Annotated in this window: 20 protein-coding genes; all 20 read left to right on the top strand. The window is 66.9% G+C overall.

From position 1 onward, the window contains the following. Nucleotides 1-345 precede the first annotated feature (345 nt). Nucleotides 346-711 carry an NADH-quinone oxidoreductase subunit A gene (locus MFF30_RS17480; RefSeq protein ID WP_238280752.1) on the top strand — a complete coding sequence of 122 codons (366 nt, stop codon included), beginning with the start codon at nucleotides 346-348 and terminating at the stop codon, nucleotides 709-711. A 60-nt stretch (nucleotides 712-771) separates the two neighbouring features. Beyond that, nucleotides 772-1,359 (top strand): NuoB/complex I 20 kDa subunit family protein, encoded by a 588-nt coding sequence (locus tag MFF30_RS17475; RefSeq protein ID WP_238280751.1) that lies wholly within the window; start codon nucleotides 772-774, stop codon nucleotides 1,357-1,359. Between the two features lie 15 nt (nucleotides 1,360-1,374). Further along, nucleotides 1,375-2,022 carry an NADH-quinone oxidoreductase subunit C gene (locus tag MFF30_RS17470; RefSeq protein ID WP_238280750.1) on the top strand — a complete coding sequence of 216 codons (648 nt, stop codon included), beginning with the start codon at nucleotides 1,375-1,377 and terminating at the stop codon, nucleotides 2,020-2,022. Nucleotides 2,023-2,038: 16 nt separating this feature from the next. Continuing rightward, nucleotides 2,039-3,229: an NADH-quinone oxidoreductase subunit D gene (locus MFF30_RS17465; protein ID WP_238280749.1), complete on the top strand. Its 1,191-nt coding sequence runs from the start codon at nucleotides 2,039-2,041 to the stop codon at nucleotides 3,227-3,229. A 19-nt stretch (nucleotides 3,230-3,248) separates the two neighbouring features. Next, a complete protein-coding gene (nuoE, locus tag MFF30_RS17460; RefSeq protein ID WP_238280748.1) occupies nucleotides 3,249-4,295 on the top strand; it encodes an NADH-quinone oxidoreductase subunit NuoE in 1,047 nt (348 codons plus the stop codon). A 1-nt stretch (nucleotide 4,296) separates the two neighbouring features. After that, the gene (nuoF, locus tag MFF30_RS17455; RefSeq protein ID WP_238280747.1) at nucleotides 4,297-5,598 is read left to right on the top strand and encodes an NADH-quinone oxidoreductase subunit NuoF; all 1,302 of its coding nucleotides are present in this window, start codon (nucleotides 4,297-4,299) and stop codon (nucleotides 5,596-5,598) included. Between the two features lie 43 nt (nucleotides 5,599-5,641). After that, nucleotides 5,642-7,723, top strand: a complete 2,082-nt coding sequence (nuoG, locus tag MFF30_RS17450; RefSeq protein ID WP_238280746.1) for an NADH-quinone oxidoreductase subunit NuoG — start codon at nucleotides 5,642-5,644, stop codon at nucleotides 7,721-7,723. A gap of 12 nt (nucleotides 7,724-7,735) precedes the next feature. After that, nucleotides 7,736-8,758 (top strand): NADH-quinone oxidoreductase subunit NuoH, encoded by a 1,023-nt coding sequence (nuoH, locus tag MFF30_RS17445; RefSeq protein WP_238280745.1) that lies wholly within the window; start codon nucleotides 7,736-7,738, stop codon nucleotides 8,756-8,758. Between the two features lie 24 nt (nucleotides 8,759-8,782). Further along, entirely contained in the window at nucleotides 8,783-9,271 is a 489-nt protein-coding gene (nuoI, locus tag MFF30_RS17440) for an NADH-quinone oxidoreductase subunit NuoI (RefSeq protein ID WP_055947361.1), read from the top strand. Nucleotides 9,272-9,454: 183 nt separating this feature from the next. Then, nucleotides 9,455-10,075 (top strand): NADH-quinone oxidoreductase subunit J, encoded by a 621-nt coding sequence (locus tag MFF30_RS17435; RefSeq protein ID WP_238280744.1) that lies wholly within the window; start codon nucleotides 9,455-9,457, stop codon nucleotides 10,073-10,075. A 43-nt stretch (nucleotides 10,076-10,118) separates the two neighbouring features. Then, nucleotides 10,119-10,424 (top strand): NADH-quinone oxidoreductase subunit NuoK, encoded by a 306-nt coding sequence (gene nuoK, locus MFF30_RS17430; protein ID WP_238280743.1) that lies wholly within the window; start codon nucleotides 10,119-10,121, stop codon nucleotides 10,422-10,424. Between the two features lie 147 nt (nucleotides 10,425-10,571). Then, nucleotides 10,572-12,668: an NADH-quinone oxidoreductase subunit L gene (gene nuoL, locus MFF30_RS17425; RefSeq protein WP_238280742.1), complete on the top strand. Its 2,097-nt coding sequence runs from the start codon at nucleotides 10,572-10,574 to the stop codon at nucleotides 12,666-12,668. A gap of 31 nt (nucleotides 12,669-12,699) precedes the next feature. Further along, complete coding sequence (locus MFF30_RS17420) at nucleotides 12,700-14,223, top strand: NADH-quinone oxidoreductase subunit M (protein ID WP_238280741.1); 1,524 nt, start codon at nucleotides 12,700-12,702, stop codon at nucleotides 14,221-14,223. 12 nt (nucleotides 14,224-14,235) lie between these two features. Next, nucleotides 14,236-15,678: an NADH-quinone oxidoreductase subunit NuoN gene (gene nuoN / locus MFF30_RS17415; RefSeq protein WP_238280740.1), complete on the top strand. Its 1,443-nt coding sequence runs from the start codon at nucleotides 14,236-14,238 to the stop codon at nucleotides 15,676-15,678. A gap of 4 nt (nucleotides 15,679-15,682) precedes the next feature. Further along, nucleotides 15,683-16,498 carry a biotin--[acetyl-CoA-carboxylase] ligase gene (locus MFF30_RS17410; protein WP_238280766.1) on the top strand — a complete coding sequence of 272 codons (816 nt, stop codon included), beginning with the start codon at nucleotides 15,683-15,685 and terminating at the stop codon, nucleotides 16,496-16,498. A 13-nt stretch (nucleotides 16,499-16,511) separates the two neighbouring features. Then, nucleotides 16,512-18,185, top strand: a complete 1,674-nt coding sequence (locus MFF30_RS17405) for a ribonuclease J (RefSeq protein ID WP_238280739.1) — start codon at nucleotides 16,512-16,514, stop codon at nucleotides 18,183-18,185. Between the two features lie 183 nt (nucleotides 18,186-18,368). Next, nucleotides 18,369-18,773 (top strand): methylmalonyl-CoA epimerase, encoded by a 405-nt coding sequence (gene mce / locus MFF30_RS17400; protein ID WP_238280738.1) that lies wholly within the window; start codon nucleotides 18,369-18,371, stop codon nucleotides 18,771-18,773. 5 nt (nucleotides 18,774-18,778) lie between these two features. After that, nucleotides 18,779-19,114, top strand: coding sequence for a DUF1467 family protein (locus tag MFF30_RS17395; protein ID WP_238280737.1), 336 nt, complete (start codon nucleotides 18,779-18,781; stop codon nucleotides 19,112-19,114). A gap of 446 nt (nucleotides 19,115-19,560) precedes the next feature. Then, a complete protein-coding gene (gene proS, locus MFF30_RS17390) occupies nucleotides 19,561-20,886 on the top strand; it encodes a proline--tRNA ligase (protein WP_238280736.1) in 1,326 nt (441 codons plus the stop codon). An 8-nt stretch (nucleotides 20,887-20,894) separates the two neighbouring features. Continuing rightward, nucleotides 20,895-22,068: lipoprotein-releasing ABC transporter permease subunit (locus tag MFF30_RS17385; protein WP_238280735.1), on the top strand; the 1,174-nt coding region annotated here is incomplete at its 3' end.

The following is a 22,068-nucleotide window of genomic DNA, read 5'->3' as shown; positions in this document are numbered from 1 at the left end:
CCAAGGTTATGGTTCCCGAGGTTCGGAGTCCGCCAGCCCCGCCTGACACTTCGTCCCAGATGTCCCCGATATCCCCGGCTCGCGCGGTCTGGTATACCAGTAAGGCCGCCATTCGGTCCTGCAAGAACCCGGCCGCCGTTTCCCCTGCGCGGATCGGTCGTGTTGTGCGGAACGAGAGGAGAACTACCTGAGCCGCATGGCTGAAATTGTGCGACGCACGACGCCCTTGTTTCACCTCGGGGGCTCGTCTAAGCCTCGCGCCCGTGCAGTCTGGCATTGGAGCAATTCCATGTGTCCGGCCCTGCCCGGGGCGCCCCGGATGCCCGCGAACACGAGAGGTCCAGCATGACCGGCCTGATGGCAGATTACCTGCCGCTCATCGTCTTCATCGGCGTGTCGATGTTCATCGCCGTGGCGCTCCTCGTGGCACCGTTCCTCGTTGCCTATAACAGCCCCGATCCTGAGAAGTTGTCGGCTTACGAGTGCGGTTTCAACGCGTTCGATGACGCGCGCATGAAGTTCGACGTCCGCTTCTATCTCGTGGCGATCCTATTCATCATCTTCGATCTCGAAGTCGCATTCCTGTTTCCCTGGGCCATCACCTTCGGGGAACTCGGCTGGTTCGGCATGTGGTCGATGATGGCCTTCCTCGGCGTTCTGACCGTCGGCTTCGTCTACGAGTGGCGCAAGGGCGCCCTCGAATGGGACTAGCGCCCCCGAATCGCGCAATCCTCGAAGTCCGACCGTCCGAAGCCTGATCCCGAGAAACCGATGGCCTTCAGCCCCGACCTCTCCCGCGCCCCGGCGATCGCACCGGCCCCCAAGGGGATCATCGATCCCAATACGGGCCTGCCGGTGGGCGCCAACGACCCGACCTTCCTGTCGATCAACAGCGAACTCGCGGATCGCGGCTTCCTCGTCACCTCTACGGACGACCTCATCAACTGGGCCCGCACCGGCTCGCTGATGTGGATGACCTTCGGCCTCGCCTGCTGCGCCGTCGAGATGATGCAGATGTCGATGCCGCGTTACGATTGTGAGCGCTTCGGTTTCGCGCCGCGCGGGAGCCCGCGCCAGTCGGACGTGATGATCGTCGCCGGCACGCTCACCAACAAGATGGCCCCGGCGCTCCGCAAGGTCTACGACCAGATGCCGGAGCCGCGCTACGTGATCTCCATGGGCTCCTGCGCCAACGGTGGCGGCTACTACCACTATTCCTACTCGGTGGTGCGCGGCTGCGACCGGGTGGTGCCGGTGGACATCTACGTCCCGGGCTGCCCGCCCACCGCCGAGGCGCTGCTCTACGGCGTGCTCCTACTCCAGAAGAAGATCCGCCGCACCGGCACGATCGAGCGCTGAGGGAGTACGCACTGCATGACCAACGGCATCAGCATCCTCGCGCACACCAACCCGACTTCCGGCGCCGATGCGCTGGAGCGCCTCGGCGACCACATCGCCGGCGCACTCGGGCCCGCGATCGTGTCCCGCGCGATCGCGTTCGGCGAGTTGACCCTCGTGGTCCAGGCCAGCGACATCGTCTATGCGCTGACCTACCTGCGCGACGACCCGGCCTGCGCCTTCCGCTGCTTTATCGACATCTGCGGCGCCGACTATCCGGCCCGCGAGAAGCGCTTCGACGTGGTCTACCACCTGCTCTCGTTGCGCCATAACACCCGCATCCGCCTGAAGGTGCAGACGGACGACCAGACGCCCGTCCCATCGGTGATCGAGGTGTTCCCGGCCGCGAACTGGTTCGAGCGCGAGACCTACGATCTCTACGGCATCCTGTTCTCGGGCCACCCGGACCTGCGCCGGCTGCTCACCGATTACGGTTTCGAGGGCCATCCCCTCCGCAAGGACTTTCCGCTCACGGGCTTCGTCGAGGTCCGCTACGACCAGGACGAGGCGCGCGTGGTCTACGAGCCCGTGAAGCTCACCCAGGAATTCCGGAACTTCGACTTCCTCTCGCCGTGGGAGGGCACCGAATACGTGCTCCCGGGCGACGAGAAAAAGTCGGCTTGAGCAGCGGAGCGAGGCCATGACCGAGCACAATATCCGCAACTTCGCGATCAATTTCGGGCCCCAGCACCCTGCGGCGCACGGCGTGCTGCGTCTCGTTCTGGAACTCGACGGCGAGATCGTCGAGCGGGTCGATCCGCATATCGGCCTGCTCCACCGCGGCACCGAGAAGCTGATCGAGCACAAGACCTACCTTCAGGCGACGCCCTATTTCGACCGGCTCGACTACGTCTCGCCGATGAATCAGGAGCACGCCTTCTGCCTCGGGATCGAGAAGCTGCTCGGGCTCGAAGTGCCGCGTCGCGCCCAGCTCATCCGCGTGCTGTTCTGCGAGATCGGCCGCATCCTCTCCCATCTTCTCAACGTCACCACGCAGGCGATGGATGTCGGCGCCCTCACGCCTCCGCTCTGGGGTTTCGAGGAGCGCGAGAAGCTGATGATCTTCTACGAGCGTGCCTCGGGGGCGCGTCTCCACGCGAACTACTTCCGGCCCGGCGGGGTGCACCAGGACCTGCCGCCCGCGCTGATCGACGACATCGAGGCGTTCTGCGACCCCTTCCTGCAGGTGGTTGACGACCTCGACAACCTCGTCATGGCCAACCGCATCTTCAAGCAGCGCAACGTCGACATCGGCATCGTCACCGTGGACGAGGCCATGGCCTGGGGCTTTTCGGGCGTGATGGTGCGCGGTTCGGGCATTCCGTGGGACCTGCGCAAGTCGCAGCCCTACGAGTGCTACGAAGAAATGGAATTCGACATTCCCGTGGGGAAGAACGGCGACACCTACGATCGCCAGGTGATCCGCATGGAAGAGATGCGGGAATCCGTGAAGATCATGAAGCAGTGCTGCGCCAAGCTGCGCGAGCCTGCCGGTCAGGGTCCGATCGCCGCTACCGATGGCAAGATCGCGCCCCCGCCCCGCCGCGAGATGAAGCGCTCGATGGAGGCGCTGATCCACCACTTCAAACTCTACACCGAGGGTTTCCACGTGCCGGCCGGTGAGGTCTACGCGGCCGTCGAGGCGCCCAAGGGCGAGTTCGGCGTCTACCTCGTCTCCGACGGCACCAACAAACCCTATCGCTGCAAGATCCGCGCTCCGGGATTCGCCCACCTCCAGGCGATGGACTGGATGTGCCGCGGTCACATGCTGGCTGACGTGTCCTGCGTGCTCGGCACGCTGGACATCGTGTTCGGCGAAGTGGACCGGTGAGGATCAAGGTTCAGAACTGATGGCCAACCGCAGACTCGCCCCCGCCTCCGAGCAGCCCGCCGCCTTCGCGTTCTCATCCGAGAACGCCGACTGGGCCAAGGGACAGATCGACAAGTACCCGGAGGGGCGCCAGGCCTCGGCCGTGATCCCGCTGCTGTGGAAGGCGCAGGAGCAGAACGGCGGCTGGCTGCCGCAGAAGGCCATCGAGGCCGTGGCCGACGAACTCGGCATGCCGCATATCCGCGTGCTCGAAGTCGCGACCTTCTACACGATGTTCGCCCTGGAGCCGGTGGGCAAGTTCTGGATTCAGCTCTGCGGGACGGTGCCGTGCGATTCCTGCGGCGCCCGCGAACTGAAGGACTACCTGCACCATCGCCTCGGCGCGCCGGGCCATGTCAGCGCCGATGGCAACTTCTCCTGGCTCGAAGTCGAGTGCCTGGGCGCCTGCTGCAACGCCCCGATGGCGCAGATCAACCAGGATTACTACGAGGACCTGACGCCGGACCTCTTGGGCAAGCTCATGGACGATCTGGCGGCCGGACGACCCGTGAAGATCGGTTCCCAGGTTGGCCGGACCTCCTCGGAACCCCTCGGGGGCGCTGACACGCTGACCGACGCGACCCTGTTCGACGGCTCGCGGGTGGGTGCGTGGCGCAAGCGCTTCGAGAAGGATGAGGAGAACGAAGCCGGCAAGGAGGAGGCCGCGTCCTCCGAACAGCGCGCTGCCTCCGACCCGAAGCCGGCCCGTCCCGATGCCGGACGCGCGGCGGAGCGGCCGGTCACCGACGCCCCCGCGCAACGCGCGGCCGCCGGCGAGACGCCGGTCAAGCCCAGCGACAAGGACGACGCGGCCGACCGCACGGAGTCGACTGCGCAGCCGAACACGCCCGCGCCCGCCGCGCCGGAGACCATCGCGAAGGCCGAGGCGGCCGGTGCCGAAGCGGGGACGCAGTCGGCGCTGCCCCGCAACGAACCGCCGCCGCAACCGACGAATTCGGGCGCCAGCGCCGATGCGGCGGCACCTGCTTCCGCTCCCCACCCGTCCGACCCCAAGAAGGGGAACTGACATGCTCGCCGATCAGGATCGCATCTTCACGAACCTCTACGGCCTGCACTCGCCGGGCCTGGACGCGGCCAAGCAGCGCGGTGCCTGGGACGGCACGAAGTTCTTGCTCGAAATGGGCCGCGACTGGATCATCGACGAGATGAAGCAGTCAGGCCTGCGCGGGCGCGGCGGCGCCGGCTTTCCCACCGGCCTCAAGTGGTCGTTCATGCCCAAGAAGTCCGATGGGCGTCCGCACTACCTCGTCGTCAACGCCGACGAGTCGGAGCCGGGCACCTGCAAGGACCGGGAGATCATGCGGCACGATCCGCATCTCCTGATCGAGGGCTGCATGCTCGCCTCCTTCGCGATGGCGGCCCATGCCTGCTACATCTACATCCGCGGCGAGTACGTGGCGGAGAAGCACGCCCTCCAGCGCGCGGTGGACGAAGCCTACGCGGCGAGGCTCGTCGGCAAGGACAACGTCCACGGTTACCCCTTCGACATCTACGTCCACCACGGCGCCGGTGCCTACATCTGCGGCGAGGAGACGGCGCTGCTCGAGAGCCTCGAGGGGAAGAAGGGCATGCCGCGCCTGAAGCCCCCGTTCCCTGCGAACATGGGTCTCTATGGCTGCCCGACGACGGTGAACAACGTCGAGTCGATCGCGGTGGCGGGCACGATCCTGCGCCGGGGTGGCGCCTGGTTCGCCGGCCTCGGCGGTAAGAACAACACCGGCACGAAACTGTTCTGCGTCTCGGGGCACGTCAATAAGCCCTGCAACGTCGAGGAAGAACTCGGGATCACCTTCCGCGAACTCATCGACAAGCATTGCGGCGGCATGCGCGGCGGCTGGGACAACCTGCTCTGCTCCATCCCCGGCGGCTCCTCGGTGCCGCTGGTGCCGGCCGAGCAGATCATCGACGCCAAGATGGACTTCGACACGCTGAAGAACCTCGGCTCCGGCCTCGGGACGGCGGCGGTGATCGTCCTCGACCGGTCCACCGATATCGTCTCGGCGATCGCCCGCATCGCCTACTTCTACAAGCACGAGTCCTGCGGCCAGTGCACGCCCTGCCGCGAGGGCACGGGCTGGATGTGGCGCGTGATGCTGCGAATGGCTGAGGGGCGCGCGCAACGTCGCGAGATCGACATGCTGCTCGATGTGACGAAGCAGATCGAGGGCCACACGATCTGCGCGCTCGGCGACGCGGCGGCTTGGCCGATCCAGGGGCTCATCCGGCATTTCCGGCCGGAGATCGAAAAGCGCATCGACCGTTACAGCGCCAACCCCCATTCCGATCCGGTGCCGATGGCGGCGGAGTGATCCGCGCCTCGCATCAACCCGAATTCGAACCTGAGACCCACGCATGACCAAGATCGTCGTCGACGGCACCGAGGTCGATGTTCCGGCGGAGTACACGCTGCTCCAGGCCTGCGAGGCGGCAGGCGCGGAGATCCCGCGCTTCTGCTTCCACGAGCGGCTGTCCATCGCTGGCAACTGCCGGATGTGTCTGGTTGAGTTGAAAGGCGCCCCGAAGCCCGTGGCCTCCTGCGCCTACGCGGTCAAGGATTGCCGGCCCGGGCCCAACGGCGAGCCGCCGGAGGTGCTAACGCGCTCGGGAACCACGAAGAAGGCCCGCGAGGGGGTGATGGAGTTTCTCCTCATCAACCACCCCCTCGATTGCCCGATCTGCGATCAGGGCGGCCATTGCGATCTGCAAGATCAGGCGATGGCCTACGGTGTCGACTCGACCCGCTACGGCGAGAACAAGCGCGCGGTGGAAGAGAAGTATATCGGCCCGCTGGTGCGGACCGCCATGAACCGCTGCATTCACTGCACCCGCTGCGTCCGCTTCTTGGCGGAAGTTGCAGGCGTGCCGGACCTCGGCGCCATCGGGCGCGGCGAGGACATGGAGATCACGAGCTACCTCGAATCGGCCATGGGTTCGGAGTTGCAGGGCAACGTTGCCGACCTCTGCCCCGTGGGCGCCCTCGTCCACAAGCCGCAGAGCTACGAGGTCCGGCCCTGGGAGCTGTCGAAGACCGAGTCCGTCGACGTGATGGATGCGGTCGGCTGCGCCATCCGGGTCGATGCCCGCGGTCGCGAGGTCATGCAGATCGAGCCGCGCGTGCACGAGGGGATCAACGAGGAGTGGATCTCCGACAAGACCCGCCACGCCGTGGACGGCCTGCGCACCCAGCGCCTCGACCGGCCGTATCTGCGCGAGAACGGCCGACTGCGCCCCGCCTCATGGGGTGAGGCATTCTCGGCAATTGCCGCCAAGGTGAAGGGCACCGACCCGAAGCGCATCGGCGCGGTGGTCGGCGACCTTGCGGGAGTCGAGGAGATCTACGCCCTCAAGGCGCTCATGACCTCCCTCGGCGTGACGAGCCTCGATTGCCGCCAGGCCGGTGAGGCCATCGATCCGGCCTGGGGCCGGGCCGCCTACACCCTCGGCACTGGCATCGCCGGGATCGAGGAGGCGGACGCAATCCTGCTGGTCGGCACCAATCCGCGCCTGGAGGCTTCGCTTCTCAACGTGCGCATCCGTAAGCGCTGGAGGATGGGCCCGCTCGCCGTCGGTCTGATCGGCGAGCCCGCCGACCTGACCTATCCCCACGTCTATCTCGGTGCTGGCCCCGAGACACTGGCCGATCTCGCCTCCGGCCAGCACAGCTTCGCCGAAGCGCTGAAGGCCGCGAACCGGCCCCTGATCATCGTCGGCACCGGTGCGCTCGCCCGGCCCGACGGCGCCGCGATCCTCGCGGCTGCGGCGAAGCTCGCTCGGGACATCGGCGCCGTTACGCCCGAGTGGAGTGGCTTCGGCGTACTCCAGACAGCGGCCGCCCGCGTCGGTGCCCTCGATCTCGGCTTCGTGCCGCGGGAGGGCGGCCACGACTTCGCCGGCATCGCGGCGGCGGGCGCCCTCGACGTGGTGTTCAACCTCGGCGCCGACGAGGTCGAGATCGGGCCGGGCGCCTTCGTGGTCTACCAGGGCACGCACGGGGATCGCGGCGCCACCCGCGCCGACGTCATTCTGCCGGGGGCGGCCTACACCGAGAAGAGCGCCACCTACGTCAACCTCGAGGGTCGGGTGCAGACCACCAACCGCGCCGGCTTCCCGCCGGGCGACGCCCGCGAGGATTGGGCGATCCTGCGCGCCCTATCCGATGTGCTTGGCAAGCGCCTGCCGTTCGATTCGCTGAGCGCCCTACGCCGGGCGCTCTACGCCGAGCATCCGCACTTCGCCGCCCTGGATACCATCGCCCCGAGCGATGCGGTCGCGACCGTGGAGACCCTGTCGGGTCTCGGCGGTGAGCCGACCCGCACCGCCTTCGTCGCGGCGGTCCCGGACTTCTACCTCAGCAACGCGATCGCCCGCGCCTCGCGCGTGCTCGCCGAGTGTTCGAGCCTCGCCCGGGTGCGCGGCCTCGAAGCGGCCGAATAAGGATCTCCTGCGATGACCTTCTGGGAAATCCTCGGCACCGTCCTGCTGCTGGCGCTGAAAAGCTTCGTGCTCCTGGCGCTGCTGCTGGTCTTCATCGCCTACGCGCTGCTCGCAGACCGTAAGATCTGGGCAGCGGTGCAGCTCCGGCGCGGCCCCAACGTGGTCGGGCCCTGGGGCCTGTTCCAGTCCTTCGCCGATCTCCTGAAGTTCGTCCTGAAGGAGCCGATCATTCCGGCGGGCGCCAACAAGGCGCTGTTCTTGCTGGCACCCCTGGTCTTCGCCACGCTGGCGCTCGCCGCCTGGGCGGTGATCCCGCTCGCCGAGGGCTGGGCCATCGCCGACCTGAACGTCGGCATCACCTACATCTTCGCGATCTCGTCGCTCGGCGTGTACGGCGTCCTCATGGGCGGCTGGGCCTCGAACTCGAAATACGCCTTCCTGGGTGCGCTGCGCTCGGCCGCGCAGATGATCTCCTACGAAGTCTCCCTCGGCTTCGTCATCATCTGCGTCCTTCTCTGCGCTGGCTCCCTGAACCTCTCGCGCATCGTGATGGCGCAGGACACCAGCCTCGGAATCCTCGGCTGGTACTGGCTCTGGCTGTTCCCGATGTTTGTGGTGTTCTTCATCTCGGCGCTGGCCGAGACGAACCGCCCGCCCTTCGATCTGCCGGAGGCCGAATCGGAGTTGGTCGCCGGCTACATGGTCGAGTATTCCTCGACGCCGTACCTGTTGTTCATGCTGGGCGAGTACGTGGCCATCATGACCATGTGCGCGCTGGGCACGGTGCTCTTCCTCGGCGGCTGGCTCTCGCCGATCCCGTTCGCGCCCTTCACCTGGGTGCCGGGCCTGATCTGGTTCGCCCTCAAGGCCAGCTTCCTCTTCTTCATGATCGCCATGGTGAAGGCCATGGTGCCGCGCTACCGCTACGACCAGCTCATGCGCCTCGGCTGGAAGGTGTTCCTGCCGCTCTCGCTCGTCTCGGTCGTCGTCGTCGCCTTCGTCCTCAAGCTCACCGGCCTCGCGCCGGGCGCCTGACAACCCCTCACGGAGATCCGGGCCATGAAGCTCGATCAGGTCGCTAAGGGTCTGCTGCTGAAGGAGTTCGCGTCCGGGTTCGTCCTGGCGATGAAGTACTTCTTCAAGCCGAAGGCCACGATCAACTACCCCTTCGAGATGGGCCATCGCGGCCCGCGCTTCCGGGGGGAGCATGCGCTCCGCCGCTATCCCAACGGTGAGGAGCGCTGCATCGCCTGCAAGCTGTGCGAGGCCATCTGCCCCGCCCAGGCCATCACCATCGAGGCCGGCCCGCGCCGCAACGACGGCACCCGCCGCACGACCCGTTACGACCTCGACATGGTCAAGTGCATCTATTGTGGCATGTGCCAGGAGGCCTGCCCGGTGGACGCGATCGTCGAGGGGCCGAACTTCGAGTTCTCGGTCGAGACCCGCGAGGAACTCCTCTACGACAAGGAAAAGCTCCTCCTGAACGGCGACCGCTGGGAGCGCGAGATCGCGCGCAACCTCGCCGTGGACGCGCCCTACCGTTGAGCGGGTGCCGTCCGCGGACCGCGGAATGAGACAGAGGACCGGTTCCGTGCCCACGGAGCCGGCCCGGGCCCTCCGAGGCGGTTGTGCGCCGCAGGAGCGGGTTCTATAGACGGGCGGCCGGTGGGCCGTGGCACAATTTCGGCAGAAGGGGCCGTCCTCGGGACGGCTGATCTCAAGAACCGCATGAGCGCAGCCGCTGCCTTCTTCTACCTGTTCGCAGGTGTGACCATCGCCTCGGGCTTCATGGTGATCGCCTCGCGCAATCCCGTGGCCTCGGTGCTCTTCCTAATCCTGGCCTTCGTGAACGCCGCCGGCCTGTTCGTGATGATGGGCGCCGAGTTCCTGGCGATGATCCTCGTGGTCGTCTACGTGGGCGCGGTCGCGGTGCTGTTCCTGTTCGTCGTGATGATGCTCGACGTGGATTTTGCCCAGCTGCGCCAGGGCTTCCAGCAATACCTGCCCATCGGCGCGCTGATCGGGGCGGTGTTCCTGATCGAGCTGCTGCTCGTGGTCGGCTCCTGGACCATCGATCCGGGCCTCGTTCAGGCGCCGCTCGGGCCGGTCGCCAATGCCGAGTCCGTCACCAACACCCAGGCGCTGGGCCGGGTGCTCTACACGGACTACGTCTTCTTCTTTCAGCTCGCCGGCTTGATCCTGCTGGTGGCGATGATCGGCGCCATCGTGCTGACCCTGCGTGACCGGCCGGGTGTCAAGCGCCAGAACATCGCTGTCCAGAACGCGCGCACGCAGACCATGGCGGTGGAGACCCGCAAGGTGCCGTCCCGCCAGGGCGTGGAAGTCTGATGACAGGCGGAACTCGAACGGCAGAGACCGGGAGCCACATCCGATGATCGGCCTGAGCCACTACCTGACGGTCGCCGCGATCCTGTTCACCCTGGGGGTGCTCGGCATCTTCGTGAACCGCAAGAACGTCATCGTCATCCTGATGTCCATCGAGCTGATCCTGCTCGCGGTGAACATCAACCTCGTCGCCTTCTCCACCCACCTCAACGACATCACCGGACAGGTCTTCGCCCTGTTCGTGCTGACGGTCGCGGCGGCGGAGGCGGCCATCGGCCTCGCCATCCTCGTCGTGTTCTTCCGAAACCGCGGCTCCATCGCGGTCGAGGACGTCAGCATGATGAAGGGCTGAGCGGGACCGAGACGGACCCCGATTCGACGCCCGGCGGCGCGGCCTTCGCGCCGCCGCGGCGGTGACACGAACCCCACCGGGCGCTGCCCCGGCTCCCGCGCCCTGCGCGGGGTCCGGGCGCGTCCCAGGAGGCCGGACAAGCCAGCGATGTATCACGCGATCGTCTTCCTCCCGCTCGTCGGTGCGCTCCTCGCCGGCCTGTTCGGCCGCCAGCTCGGTCCGAAGCTCAGCGAGGGCATCACCACCGGCCTGCTCGCCTTCTCGGCGCTGCTGTCCTGGGGCGCCTTCCTCGAGGTGCCCGGCACCGAGCACGCCACCCGCGTGCAGGTCGCGACCTGGTTCACCGCCGGCGACCTCGTGGTCGACTGGGCCTTCCGCATCGACACCCTGACGGTGATCATGCTGGTGGTCGTGACATCGGTCTCGACCCTCGTGCACCTCTACTCCATCGGCTACATGGAGGAGGATCCGCACCGGCCGCGCTTCTTCGCCTACCTGTCGCTGTTCACCTTCGCCATGCTGATGCTGGTCACGGCCGACAACCTCGTGCAGATGTTCTTCGGCTGGGAGGGCGTCGGCCTCGCCTCCTACCTGCTGATCGGGTTCTGGTACGAGAAGCCCTCGGCGAATGCGGCCGCCATGAAGGCCTTCATCGTCAACCGCGTCGGCGATTTCGGCTTCTCGCTGGGCATCTTCCTGGTCTTCGTGCTCACGGGCTCGATCGCCTTCGACGGCATCTTCGCCCGCGCGCCCGAGATCAAGGACGCGACCTTCCACTTCCTCGGCTACGATTGGAGCGCGTGGACGCTCGCCTGCCTGCTCCTGTTCATGGGCGCCATGGGCAAGTCGGCCCAGTTCCTGCTGCACACCTGGCTGCCCGACGCCATGGAGGGGCCGACCCCGGTCTCCGCGCTCATCCATGCCGCCACCATGGTAACGGCCGGCGTGTTCATGGTGGCGCGCCTGTCGCCCCTCTTCGAACTCGCTCCGAACGCGCTGATCGTGGTCACGGTCATCGGCGGCATCACGGCGTTCTTTGCGGCCACGATCGGTCTGGTGCAGAACGACATCAAACGCGTGATCGCCTACTCGACCTGCTCGCAGCTCGGCTACATGTTCGTGGCCCTCGGCGTCGGCGCCTACTCGGCCGCCGTGTTCCACCTCTTCACCCACGCCTTCTTCAAGGCGCTGCTGTTCCTCGGGGCCGGCTCGGTCATCCACGCGATGCACCACGAGCAGGACATGCGGAACATGGGGAATCTCCGCCGCTTCATCCCCTTCACCTCGGCGATGATGACCATCGGCACCCTGGCGCTGATCGGCTTTCCCTTCACGGCCGGATACTATTCCAAGGACGCGATCATCGAGGCGGCCTACGCCTCGACCCGGCCCGGGCACACGCTGGCCTTCCTGTGCACCGTGGTCGCCGCGCTGATGACCTCGTTCTATTCCTGGCGCCTGTTCTTCATGACCTTCGAGGGACCCGCCCGCTGGGCCGGTCACGGGGCACATCACCACGACGATAATCACGCGGTGGCACATGCGGGCGGATCGGCGCAGGCCGATGGCGCCCCGGGCCATCACGAAGGCGTCGCCCACGACAATCACGGCCACGACGTCGAGCCGGCCTCGCACAGCGCCATCGAGCATCACGACCATGCGCACACCCCGCATGAGAGCCCGCTCGTCATGACGATCCCGCTCGGCATCCTGGCCTTCGGCGCGCTCTTCGCCGGCCTGATCTTCAAGAACCGCTTCATCGGCGAAGGCATGGACAAGTTCTGGGGGCATTCCCTCGGCCACGGTCCCGACAACCACATCATGCACGACATCCACTCGGTGCCGGCGCTGGTGGCCTACGCGCCCTTCATCATGATGCTGATCGGCTTCGTGCTGGCCTACTGGATGTACATCCGCCGGCCCGAGCTGCCGGGCCAGCTCGCCGCGCAGCAGCCGAGCCTGTACCGCTTCCTCCTCAACAAGTGGTACTTCGACGAACTCTACGACCGGATCTTCGTCCGCCCGGCCAAGGATTTCGGCAAGTTCCTCTGGAAGGAGGCCGACGGCCGGGTCATCGACGGCATGGGGCCGGACGGCATCGCAACCCGGGTCCTCGACGTCACCCGCGGCGTGGTCCGCTTCCAGACCGGCTACGTCTATCACTACGCCTTCGTCATGCTCGTCGGCGTCGCCGCCCTCATTAGCTGGTACATGCTGACCGGCCTGCCCAAGGTCGCCCATTGATGGCCGCTGTCACGAACCGGAGCCCCCGCTGATGTTCGGCCTCGGAATCCTCTCCGGCCTCCTCATCGTTCCGCTCTGCGGCGCGGCCTTCATCCTCACCCTGGGCGAGGAGACCGAGGCCTCGAAGCGCAACGCCCGCTGGGCCGCGCTGATCACCACGCTCGCCACCTTCCTGCTCTCGCTGGTGGCCTGGGGCCGCTACGACGCGACCACGGCGAGCTTCCAGCTCGTCGAGACCCATGCCTGGCTGAGCGAGACCACCCGGTTCAAGCTCGGAGTCGACGGCTTCTCGATGCCGCTGATCCTGCTGACCACCTTCCTGATGCCGTTCTGCATCGGCGCCTCTTGGCTCTCGGTGAACACCCGGGTGAAGGAGTACTTCGTCGCCTTCCTCGTCCTCGAGACGACGATGATCGGCGTGTTCTGCGCCCTCGACCTGGTGCTGTTCTACCTGTTCTTCGAAGCCGGCCTGATCCCGATGTTCCTCATCATCGGCATCTGGGGCGGCAAGCGGCGCATCTACGCCAGCTTCAAGTTCTTCCTCTACACCCTGCTCGGCTCGGTGCTGATGCTGCTCGCCATCATGGCGATGTACTGGCACGCCGGCACCACCGACATCCCGACCTTGCTGCACACGCGCTTCCCCGTGGAGATGCAGGCCTGGCTCTGGCTGGCCTTCTTCGCCTCCTTCGCGGTGAAGATGCCGATGTGGCCGGTCCATACCTGGCTGCCCGACGCGCACGTGGAGGCACCCACCGCCGGCTCGGTGATCCTGGCGGGCATCCTGCTCAAGATGGGCGGCTACGGCTTCATCCGGATCTCGCTGCCGATGTTCCCGGATGCCTCCCACGCCTTCGCCCCGATGGTGTTCGCCCTCTCGGTGGTCGCGATCATCTTCACCTCGCTGATCGCCCTGATGCAGACCGACATCAAGAAGCTCATCGCCTACTCTTCGGTGGCGCATATGGGCTTCGTGACGCTGGGTCTGTTCACGATGAACGAGCAGGGCATCCAGGGCGCGCTGTTCCTGATGATCTCCCACGGCATCGTCTCGGGCGCGCTCTTCCTCTGCGTCGGCGTGGTCTACGACCGGATGCACACCCGCGAGATCGCCGCCTATGGCGGCCTGGTTAAGCGGATGCCGCTCTATGCGGCGGCCATGATGGTGTTCACCATGGCCAATGTCGGCCTGCCCGGCACCTCCGGCTTCGTCGGTGAGTTCCTCGCCATGATGGGCGCCTTCCGGGCCAACCCGACGGTGGCGTTCTTCTCGGTCTTCGGCATTATCCTGTCGGCTGGCTACGCCCTCTGGCTCTACGCCCGCGTGGTCTACGGCAAGCTCGAGAAGCCCAACCTGCAGGGCATCCTCGATCTGGATCTGCGCGAAAAGATCATCATCGCGCCGCTCGTCGCCCTGACGATCTACTACGGCGTCCACCCGGCCCCCGTGCTCGACACCTTCGCGCCCTCGACGGAAGCGTTGATGCAGAGCATGCGGACCGCGCTCTCGAACACGCAGACCGCCGCGGCCACCCTGCCGCCGGCCTCGCGCTGAAGGCTTGACCCGATGAACGCCGCTCAGATCGTCATGCCCGCGCTCGGGCCCGCCCTGCCGGAGCTGATCCTCAGCGTCGGCGTGCTGGTGCTGATCCTCTACGGTGCGTTCCGGGGCGAGCGCTCCGCCGAGGGCGTCAACGTCGGCGCGCTGATCCTCCTGGTGGTCGCGCTGTTCGCGGTGATGTCCCAGTCGGGCGCCAAGATCACGACCCTGAACGGCTCCTTCATCGTCGACAACTTCTCGAAGGTGATGAAGGCCCTGATCCTGCTCGGCTCGGCGGCCTCGATCCTTCTCTCGCGCGACTATTTCCAGCGCGAGCGCATCGACCGGTTCGAGTTTCCGATCCTGCTGGTCCTCTGCACCATCGGCATGATGGTCATGGCCTCGGCCAACGACCTCATCTCGCTCTATCTCGGCCTCGAGCTACAGTCGCTCGCCGCCTACGTCATCGCGGCCTTCCACCGGGACAACCTGAAGTCGACAGAAGCCGGGCTGAAGTACTTCGTCCTCGGCGCGCTCTCCTCGGGCATGCTGCTTTACGGCGCCTCCCTGGTCTACGGCTTCACCGGCACCGTCTCGTTCCCCGGCATCGTCGCGGCCCTGGACGGCACGGCGGGCTTCGGCATCGTGCTCGGCATCGTCTTCGTGGCGGCCGGTGTTTCCTTCAAGCTCGCCGCCGTACCCTTCCATATGTGGACGCCCGACGTCTACGAGGGCTCGCCGACGCCGGTGACCGCCTTCTTCGCCTCGGCGCCCAAGATGGCCGCCATGGCGATGACGGTCCGGCTCTTCATCGGCGCCTTCCCGGACGTGACCGCGGTCTGGCAGCAGATCATCGTCTTCGTCGCCATTGCCTCCATGGCGCTGGGCTCCTTCGCCGCCATCGGTCAGCGCTCGATCAAGCGCCTCATGGCGTATTCTTCCATCGGCAATGTCGGCTACGCCCTGGTCGGCCTCGCCGCCGGCTCGCAGGCGGGTGTCAGCGGCGTGGTGGTCTACATGATCATCTATCTGGCGATGACGCTCGGCGCCTTCGCGGTGCTGCTGTCGCTACGCCGCGGCGGACAGATGTTCGAGACCGTCGACGACCTCGCCGGCCTGTCGCGCACCCATCCGGTCCTGGCCTTCTGCCTCGCCGCGATGATGTTCTCGCTCGCCGGCATCCCGCCCCTGGCCGGCTTCTTCGCCAAGTACTACGTGTTCCTCGCTGCTATTCAGTCGGGCCTCGTGGCCCTGGCGATCATCGGCGTCGTCACCAGCGTGGTCGGGGCGTTCTACTACCTGCGCATCGTCAAGGTGATGTACTTCGACGAGCCGGTGGCCGCCTACGAGCCGATGGCGCCGGGCCCGCGCATCGTCCTCGGCCTGGCCAGCGTGGTGGTGGTGCTGTTCTGGATCGTGCCGGCCCCCCTCGTGGGTGCCGCCGGCGCCGCCGCCAAGTCGCTGTTCTAGACCCTTGGACGGCTACGGCCTCGGTTCCCTGGCCCGAGGGGAGGGCCACCGCCTCCACGTCCAAGACCGCCTCGGATCGACCAACACCGAGGCGTTGGATCTCTTCCGCGCGGGCGAGACCGGTCCGCTCTGGATCGTCGCCCGGCGGCAGGAGGCGGGACGGGGCCGGCGCGGCAACGCCTGGCTGTCCGAGACGGGCAACCTGACAGCGAGTTTGCTCTGGCCGGTGGACGCGGTCGATCCGGCGCAAGTGCCGACGTTGGGTTTCGTCGCGGGCGTCGCGCTGGTCGCGGCGCTGAAGCGAGCGACCGCCAGCGGTTCGGCGTCGCCAGCCGGCCCAGCCTGCGAAAGCCCGTTCCGCCTGAAATGGCCGAACGACGTGCTGGCTTCGGATGCCAAGCTCGCGGGGCTCCTGCTGGAGGCGGAGAGCCGGCCCCATGGGGGCCGCGCGGTGGTGATGGGCTTCGGCGTCAACGTCGCTGCGACGCCACAGGGCTTGCCTTATCGTGCGACGTGCCTCAGGCAGATGCTGTACGACACGCGCGCCGAGGATCTGTTCGTCCAGTTGACGGATACGATCGTCGACGCCGCGCGACTTTGGGATGGTGGCCGCGGATTCTCAGGGATCCGCGAGCGCTGGATCGCCGACGCGGCCGGGATCGGCGCGCCGGTCTCCGTGCGGACAGGCGACACTCTCGTACACGGAATTTTCGAGACGATCGACGAGGCCGGGCGGCTCGTGGTCCGATCGGAGGATGGAACGCGACGGACCGTGACGGCGGGCGAGGTGCATTTGGGAACGGCCGCGACGGCGGCTTGAGGTTTTACGGACAATGACGACAGGGCAAGACGAACTCGTCTTCGTGCCGCTTGGCGGCGTGGGCGAGATCGGCATGAATGCGGCACTCTACGGCTTCGGGCCGGCCAAGCGCCGCAAATGGATCATGGTCGATTGCGGAATGGGCTTTGCCGGCGAGGAGGGATTCCCCGGCATCGACCTGATGTTCCCGGATCTCAGCTTCATCGAGGAGCGCAAGGACGACCTCCTCGCCATCTTCATCACCCACGCGCACGAGGATCATATCGGCGCGATCGGTGAGCTTTGGCCGAAGCTCGAGGCGCCCGTCTACGCGACGCGCTTCGCCAAGAACCTGCTGGAGGCCCGCCGCCTCAGCGAGCCGGGTGCGCCCAAGGTCATCCTCAAGGAGATCCAGGCCGGCCGCCGCGTCCAGGTCGGGCCCTTCGAGATCGAGTACGTTCCGGTCTCGCACTCGATCCCCGAGTCGAACGCCGTCGCCATCCGCACGCCGCACGGCCTCGTGCTGCACACCGGCGACTGGAAGCTCGACCCGACCCCGATCCTCGGCGACGTGACCTCGGAGGCGGCCTTCCGGGCGCTGGGCGACGAGGGCATCCTGGCGATGATCAGCGATTCGACCAACGTCGTGCGCGAGGGCCGCTCCCCGAGCGAGGCCGAGGTCGCCGCTACCCTGCGGGACCTGATCGCCGACGCACCGCATCGCGTCGCGGTGACCACCTTCGCCTCGAACGTCGCCCGCATGCGCGCCGTGGCCGAGGCGGCGCAGGCCTGCGGGCGCGAGGTCATCGCGGTCGGGCGTGCCATGGACCGGGTCATCGGTGTCGCGCGCGAGTGCGGCTTCCTCGACGGGCTTCCGGAGTTCCGCTCGTCGGACAGCTACGGTTATCTGCCCCGCGACAAGGTGGTCGCGCTGCTCACGGGCTCGCAGGGCGAAGAGCGGGCGGCCCTCGCCCGCGTCTCACGCGACGACCATCCCGATATCACCCTGGCGGCGGGTGACCGGGTCATCTTCTCCTCGCGGGCCATTCCCGGCAACGAGCGGGCGGTGGGCGCGATCATCAACGACCTCATCAATGCCGGCATCGAGGTGGTCACCGACCGCACCAAGCTCGTCCACGTCTCTGGCCATCCCCGGCGCGACGAGATGGCGGAGATGTATGCTTGGACCCGTCCGCAGACGGCGATCCCCGTGCACGGCGAGGCCCTCCACCTCGACGAGCATGCGCGCTTCGCCCGGGCCCAGGGCGTTCCGAACATCGTCAAGGCCCGCAACGGCAGCGTGGTGCGGCTCGCACCCGGCACGCCGGAGATCGTCGACCACGTGAAGGCCGGGCGCCTGTTCAAGGACGGCAATGTCCTGATCGACGCCAAGGACCGGGCCATCCCCGAGCGCCGCAAGCTCTCGCAGGCCGGCATCGTCTCGGTGGCCATTGCCATCGACGTTCAGGGCGAGATCCTGGGCGAACCCGCGATCGACATCATCGGTCTGCCCAATCGCGGCCGTACCGGCCAGCCGATGCTGGACGTCGTGGTCGATTCCGTCTCGCGCACGCTCTCGGGTCTGTCGAAGCCCAAGCGCAAGGACGCGGAGGCAGTCGAAAAGGCCGTCGACCGGGCGATCCGTTCGGCGGTGAACGAGGTCTGGGGCAAGAAGCCCGCTTGCCATGTGCAGGTGGTGGAGGTCTAGCGATCCAACCCTCCCCCGTCGCGGGGGAGGGGGCCTGCGCAGCAGGCGGGTGAGAGCGGCGATCTGTCCGGACAGGGCACGCCCCTCGTGCGGGACCTCGTTCCGGCCCGACCCGCTTCACGGGCCAGCCTTGCCCGCCAAGGGGGGGGTACACGCAGCGGATTTTTCGAAGGGGAGCAAACCATGATCGGACGCCTGAATCACGTCGCCATCGCGGTCCGCGATCTCGATGCCGCCTGCGCCATCTACCGGGACACCCTCGGGGCCACGGTCACCGAGCCGCTGCCGCAGCCCGAGCACGGGGTCACGGTGGTGTTCGTGAACCTGCCCAACAGCAAGGTCGAGCTGATGTCGCCGCTGGGCGAGGGCTCACCGATCGAGAGCTTCGTCGAGCGCAACCCTAATGGCGGCGTTCATCACGTCTGCTACGAGGTCGACGACATCATCGTGGCCCGCGACAAGCTCAAGGCCCAGGGCGCCCGCGTCCTCGGCACCGGCGAGCCGAAGATCGGCGCCCATGGCAAGCCCGTGCTGTTCCTCCATCCGAAGGACTTTCTCGGCACCCTTGTCGAGTTGGAGCAGGTCTGAGCCGGATGGGTCCCGTCCTCCAGGCCCTGGCCGCCACCACCCTGCGCACCCTCGCGGTGATCGCCCTGGTGCTGGCCGCCGTCGTCGCGCTGGCCGTGAGCCTGTTCAAGCTCACGGTGTTCGGCGCCATGGCGCTCTATTTCGTGGTCTGGTGGACGCTGCTCTTCGTCATCCTGCCCCTGCGCAATCAAGTCGAGGACGACCCGGCGCGCATCGTGCCGGGACAAGACCCGGGCGCGCCGGCCTCGCCACGCCTGCGCGAGAAGGCGATCCTCACCACGCTCCTGTCGAGCGTGGTCTTCCTGCTGGCGATCCAGGTGTTCGAATTGGCCGGACTCTGACGCAAACATCCCGGGGCGACGTCGACATCTATGAACGCGCGTCCGTAAAAGGCTTGCTCGACGATCGGGCATAAAAAAAGCAAGGCCTAAGCCTTGCTTTGTTAGGATGGTAACTGGCTCAGCCTCGATTGTCTCACGCATTGCTTACGGCGTGGCGGCTGAAATTCCTCCCGAGACTCGGACCGTGCGGCGCCGCTGCTTGGCGGCGCGTCCATCACGGAGGCGCTTATAGGAACAACAATTCTCATTGTCACCTCCCCTGTGTGACATTCCTGCGCTTTTCTACCGGAATGGCGGAAGGGACTCGCGCGGGCCCCGGTGAGACGATGTCCAAAAGCCACGCCCGCTTCCCGTATCGTCCAGCCACGCTTGTCTTTTCCCGGTGCAATGTGTTGTGTGCCCCAGCGTGCCGCCGACCCGCTGGCGCGCTGTTTCCAGGGCCTCCCATGCGTCTCTCCCTCTATTTCATGCCGACCTTGCGCGAGACGCCCAAGGAAGCCGAGATCGTCTCCCACCGCCTCATGCTGCGCGCCGGACTCGTGCGCCAGGAGGCCGCTGGCATCTACGCGTGGCTGCCTTTGGGGCTGCGGGTCCTGAACAAGGTCTGTGCGGTCATTCGCGAGGAGCAGGACCGGGCGGGCGCCATCGAGATCCTGATGCCGACCATCCAGTCGGCCGAGCTCTGGCGGGAATCCGGACGCTACGAGGCCTACGGCAAGGAGATGCTCCGCATCGCCGACCGCCACGACCGCGAGATGCTGTTCGGGCCCACCGCCGAGGAGGTCGTTACCGAGATCTTCCGGGGCAGCGTGCGGTCCTACAAGGACCTGCCCAAGAACCTCTACCAGATCTCCTGGAAGTTCCGTGACGAGGTCCGGCCGCGCTTCGGCACCATGCGCTCGCGCGAGTTCCTGATGAAGGACGCTTATTCCTTCGACATCGACCAAGCCGCCGCCCGCCACGCCTACAACCGGATGTTCGTGGCCTACCTGCGGACCTTCGCGGGCCTCGGCCTCAAGGCGATCCCCATGCGGGCCGATACCGGACCGATCGGGGGCGACCTCAGCCACGAGTTCATCATCCTGGCCCAGACCGGCGAGAGCGAGGTCTACTGCGACAGCCAGTACCTCGACTTCGAGATCCCGCCTGTCACCACCGATTTCGAGGATGTCGCCGGGCTCCAGGGCACCGTCGACCGCTGGACGTCGCTCTACGCCGCCACCTCTGAGATGCACGAGCCGGCGGCCTTCGCCGAGGTGCAGGCCGACAAGCAGATGGCCGCGCGCGGCATCGAGGTCGGTCACATCTTCTACTTCGGCACCAAATATTCCGAGCCGATGGGCGCCAAGGTCACCGGCCCCGACGGCGTTGAGCGCCCGGTCCACATGGGATCTTACGGCATCGGCCCGAGCCGCCTCGTGGCGGCGATCATCGAGGCCTCGCACGACGAAGCCGGCATCGTCTGGCCCGACGCGGTGGCGCCCTTCGACGTCGCGCTGATCAACCTGAAGACCGGCGACGCCGCCACCGACGCCGCCTGCGCGGACATCCAGACGACGCTGGAGGCCGCCGGGCTCAGCGTGCTGTACGACGACCGGGACGAGCGCCCCGGCGCCAAGTTCGCCACCGCCGACCTCATCGGCCTGCCCTGGCAGGTCATCGTCGGGCCGCGCGGCCTCGCCGAGGGCAAGATCGAGTTGAAGCGCCGGGCCGGCGGAGAGCGCGAGACCATCGCGCCGATCGATCTGCTCGCTCGGTTGAAGCGGGTCTGAGGCGCATCATGGCGGGTGCCCTGACGGATAGGCTTGCGGGACTCCGCGCCCGGTTCAAGCGCGGGAGCACGCCGCCCTTCGCCGGGTTCGAGTGGATCATCGCGGGGCGCTATCTGCGGGCGCGCCGGCGGGGCGGCGGCGTCTCCGTCGTGGCGTTCTTCTCGCTGCTGGGCATCACCCTCGGGGTGGCCACGCTGATCATCGTGCTCTCGGTGATGAACGGGTTTCGCACCGAGCTCCTGTCGAAGATCGTGGGCATCAACGGCCACGTTTTCGTCTCGCCGATCGACAAGCTGTTCACGGATTACGCCGACCTGTCCGAGCGCCTGTCCAAGGTTGCCGGGGTTCGCGCCGCGATTCCCCTGGTCGAGGGGCAGGCCTTCGCCTCCTCGCCCTTCGGCGGGGCGGGCAGCGGCGTGCTGGTCCGGGGCATCCGGGGCGAGGATCTGACCAAGATCGGCGCCATCGCGGACAACATCAAGGGCGGCACGCTGGAGGGCTTCGACGACGGGTCGGGCGTCGCCCTCGGCCGGCGGCTCGCCGAATCCCTCGGCGTCCAGGCCGGCGACCAGATCAACCTGCTCACCCCGAAGGGCGCCTCGACCCCCTTCGGCACCGCGCCGCGCACCAAGGGCTACACCGTCAAGGCGATCTTCGAGATCGGCATGACCGAGTTCGACTCGACCTTCGTGTTCATGCCGCTCTCCGAGGCACAGGCATTCTTCAACCGGGATGCCGATGTCAGCCTGATCGAGATCTACCTCGACAATGCCGAGACCGTGGCGGCCATGCGGCCCGACCTCGAGATGGCCGCCGAGCGCCCCGTGCTCCTCACCGATTGGCGTCAGCGCAACCGGACCTTCTTCGGCGCCCTGGAGGTGGAGCGGAACGTGATGTTCCTGATCCTTAGCCTCATCGTCGTGGTGGCCACCCTGAACATCATCTCGGGGCTGATCCTGCTGGTGCGCGACAAGTCGAGCGACATCGCCATCCTGCGGACCATGGGGGCGACCCCCGGCACCATCATGCGGGTGTTCCTCATCAACGGTGCGCTGATCGGCGTCGTCGGCACCCTAAGCGGTCTGGCCCTTGGCGTCCTGATCACGATGAACATCAAGGGCATCCAGCGGGTGCTGTTCCCCTCGGCCTGGGATCCGACCGTGCGCTTCCTCGCCGAGATCC

Source organism: Methylobacterium goesingense, from assembly GCF_022179225.1.
In the GTDB taxonomy this organism is placed as follows: Bacteria; Pseudomonadota; Alphaproteobacteria; order Rhizobiales; family Beijerinckiaceae; genus Methylobacterium; species Methylobacterium goesingense.
The sequence above is the reverse complement of the archived record's forward strand: the minus strand, read 5'-3'. Positions and strand labels throughout refer to the sequence as shown.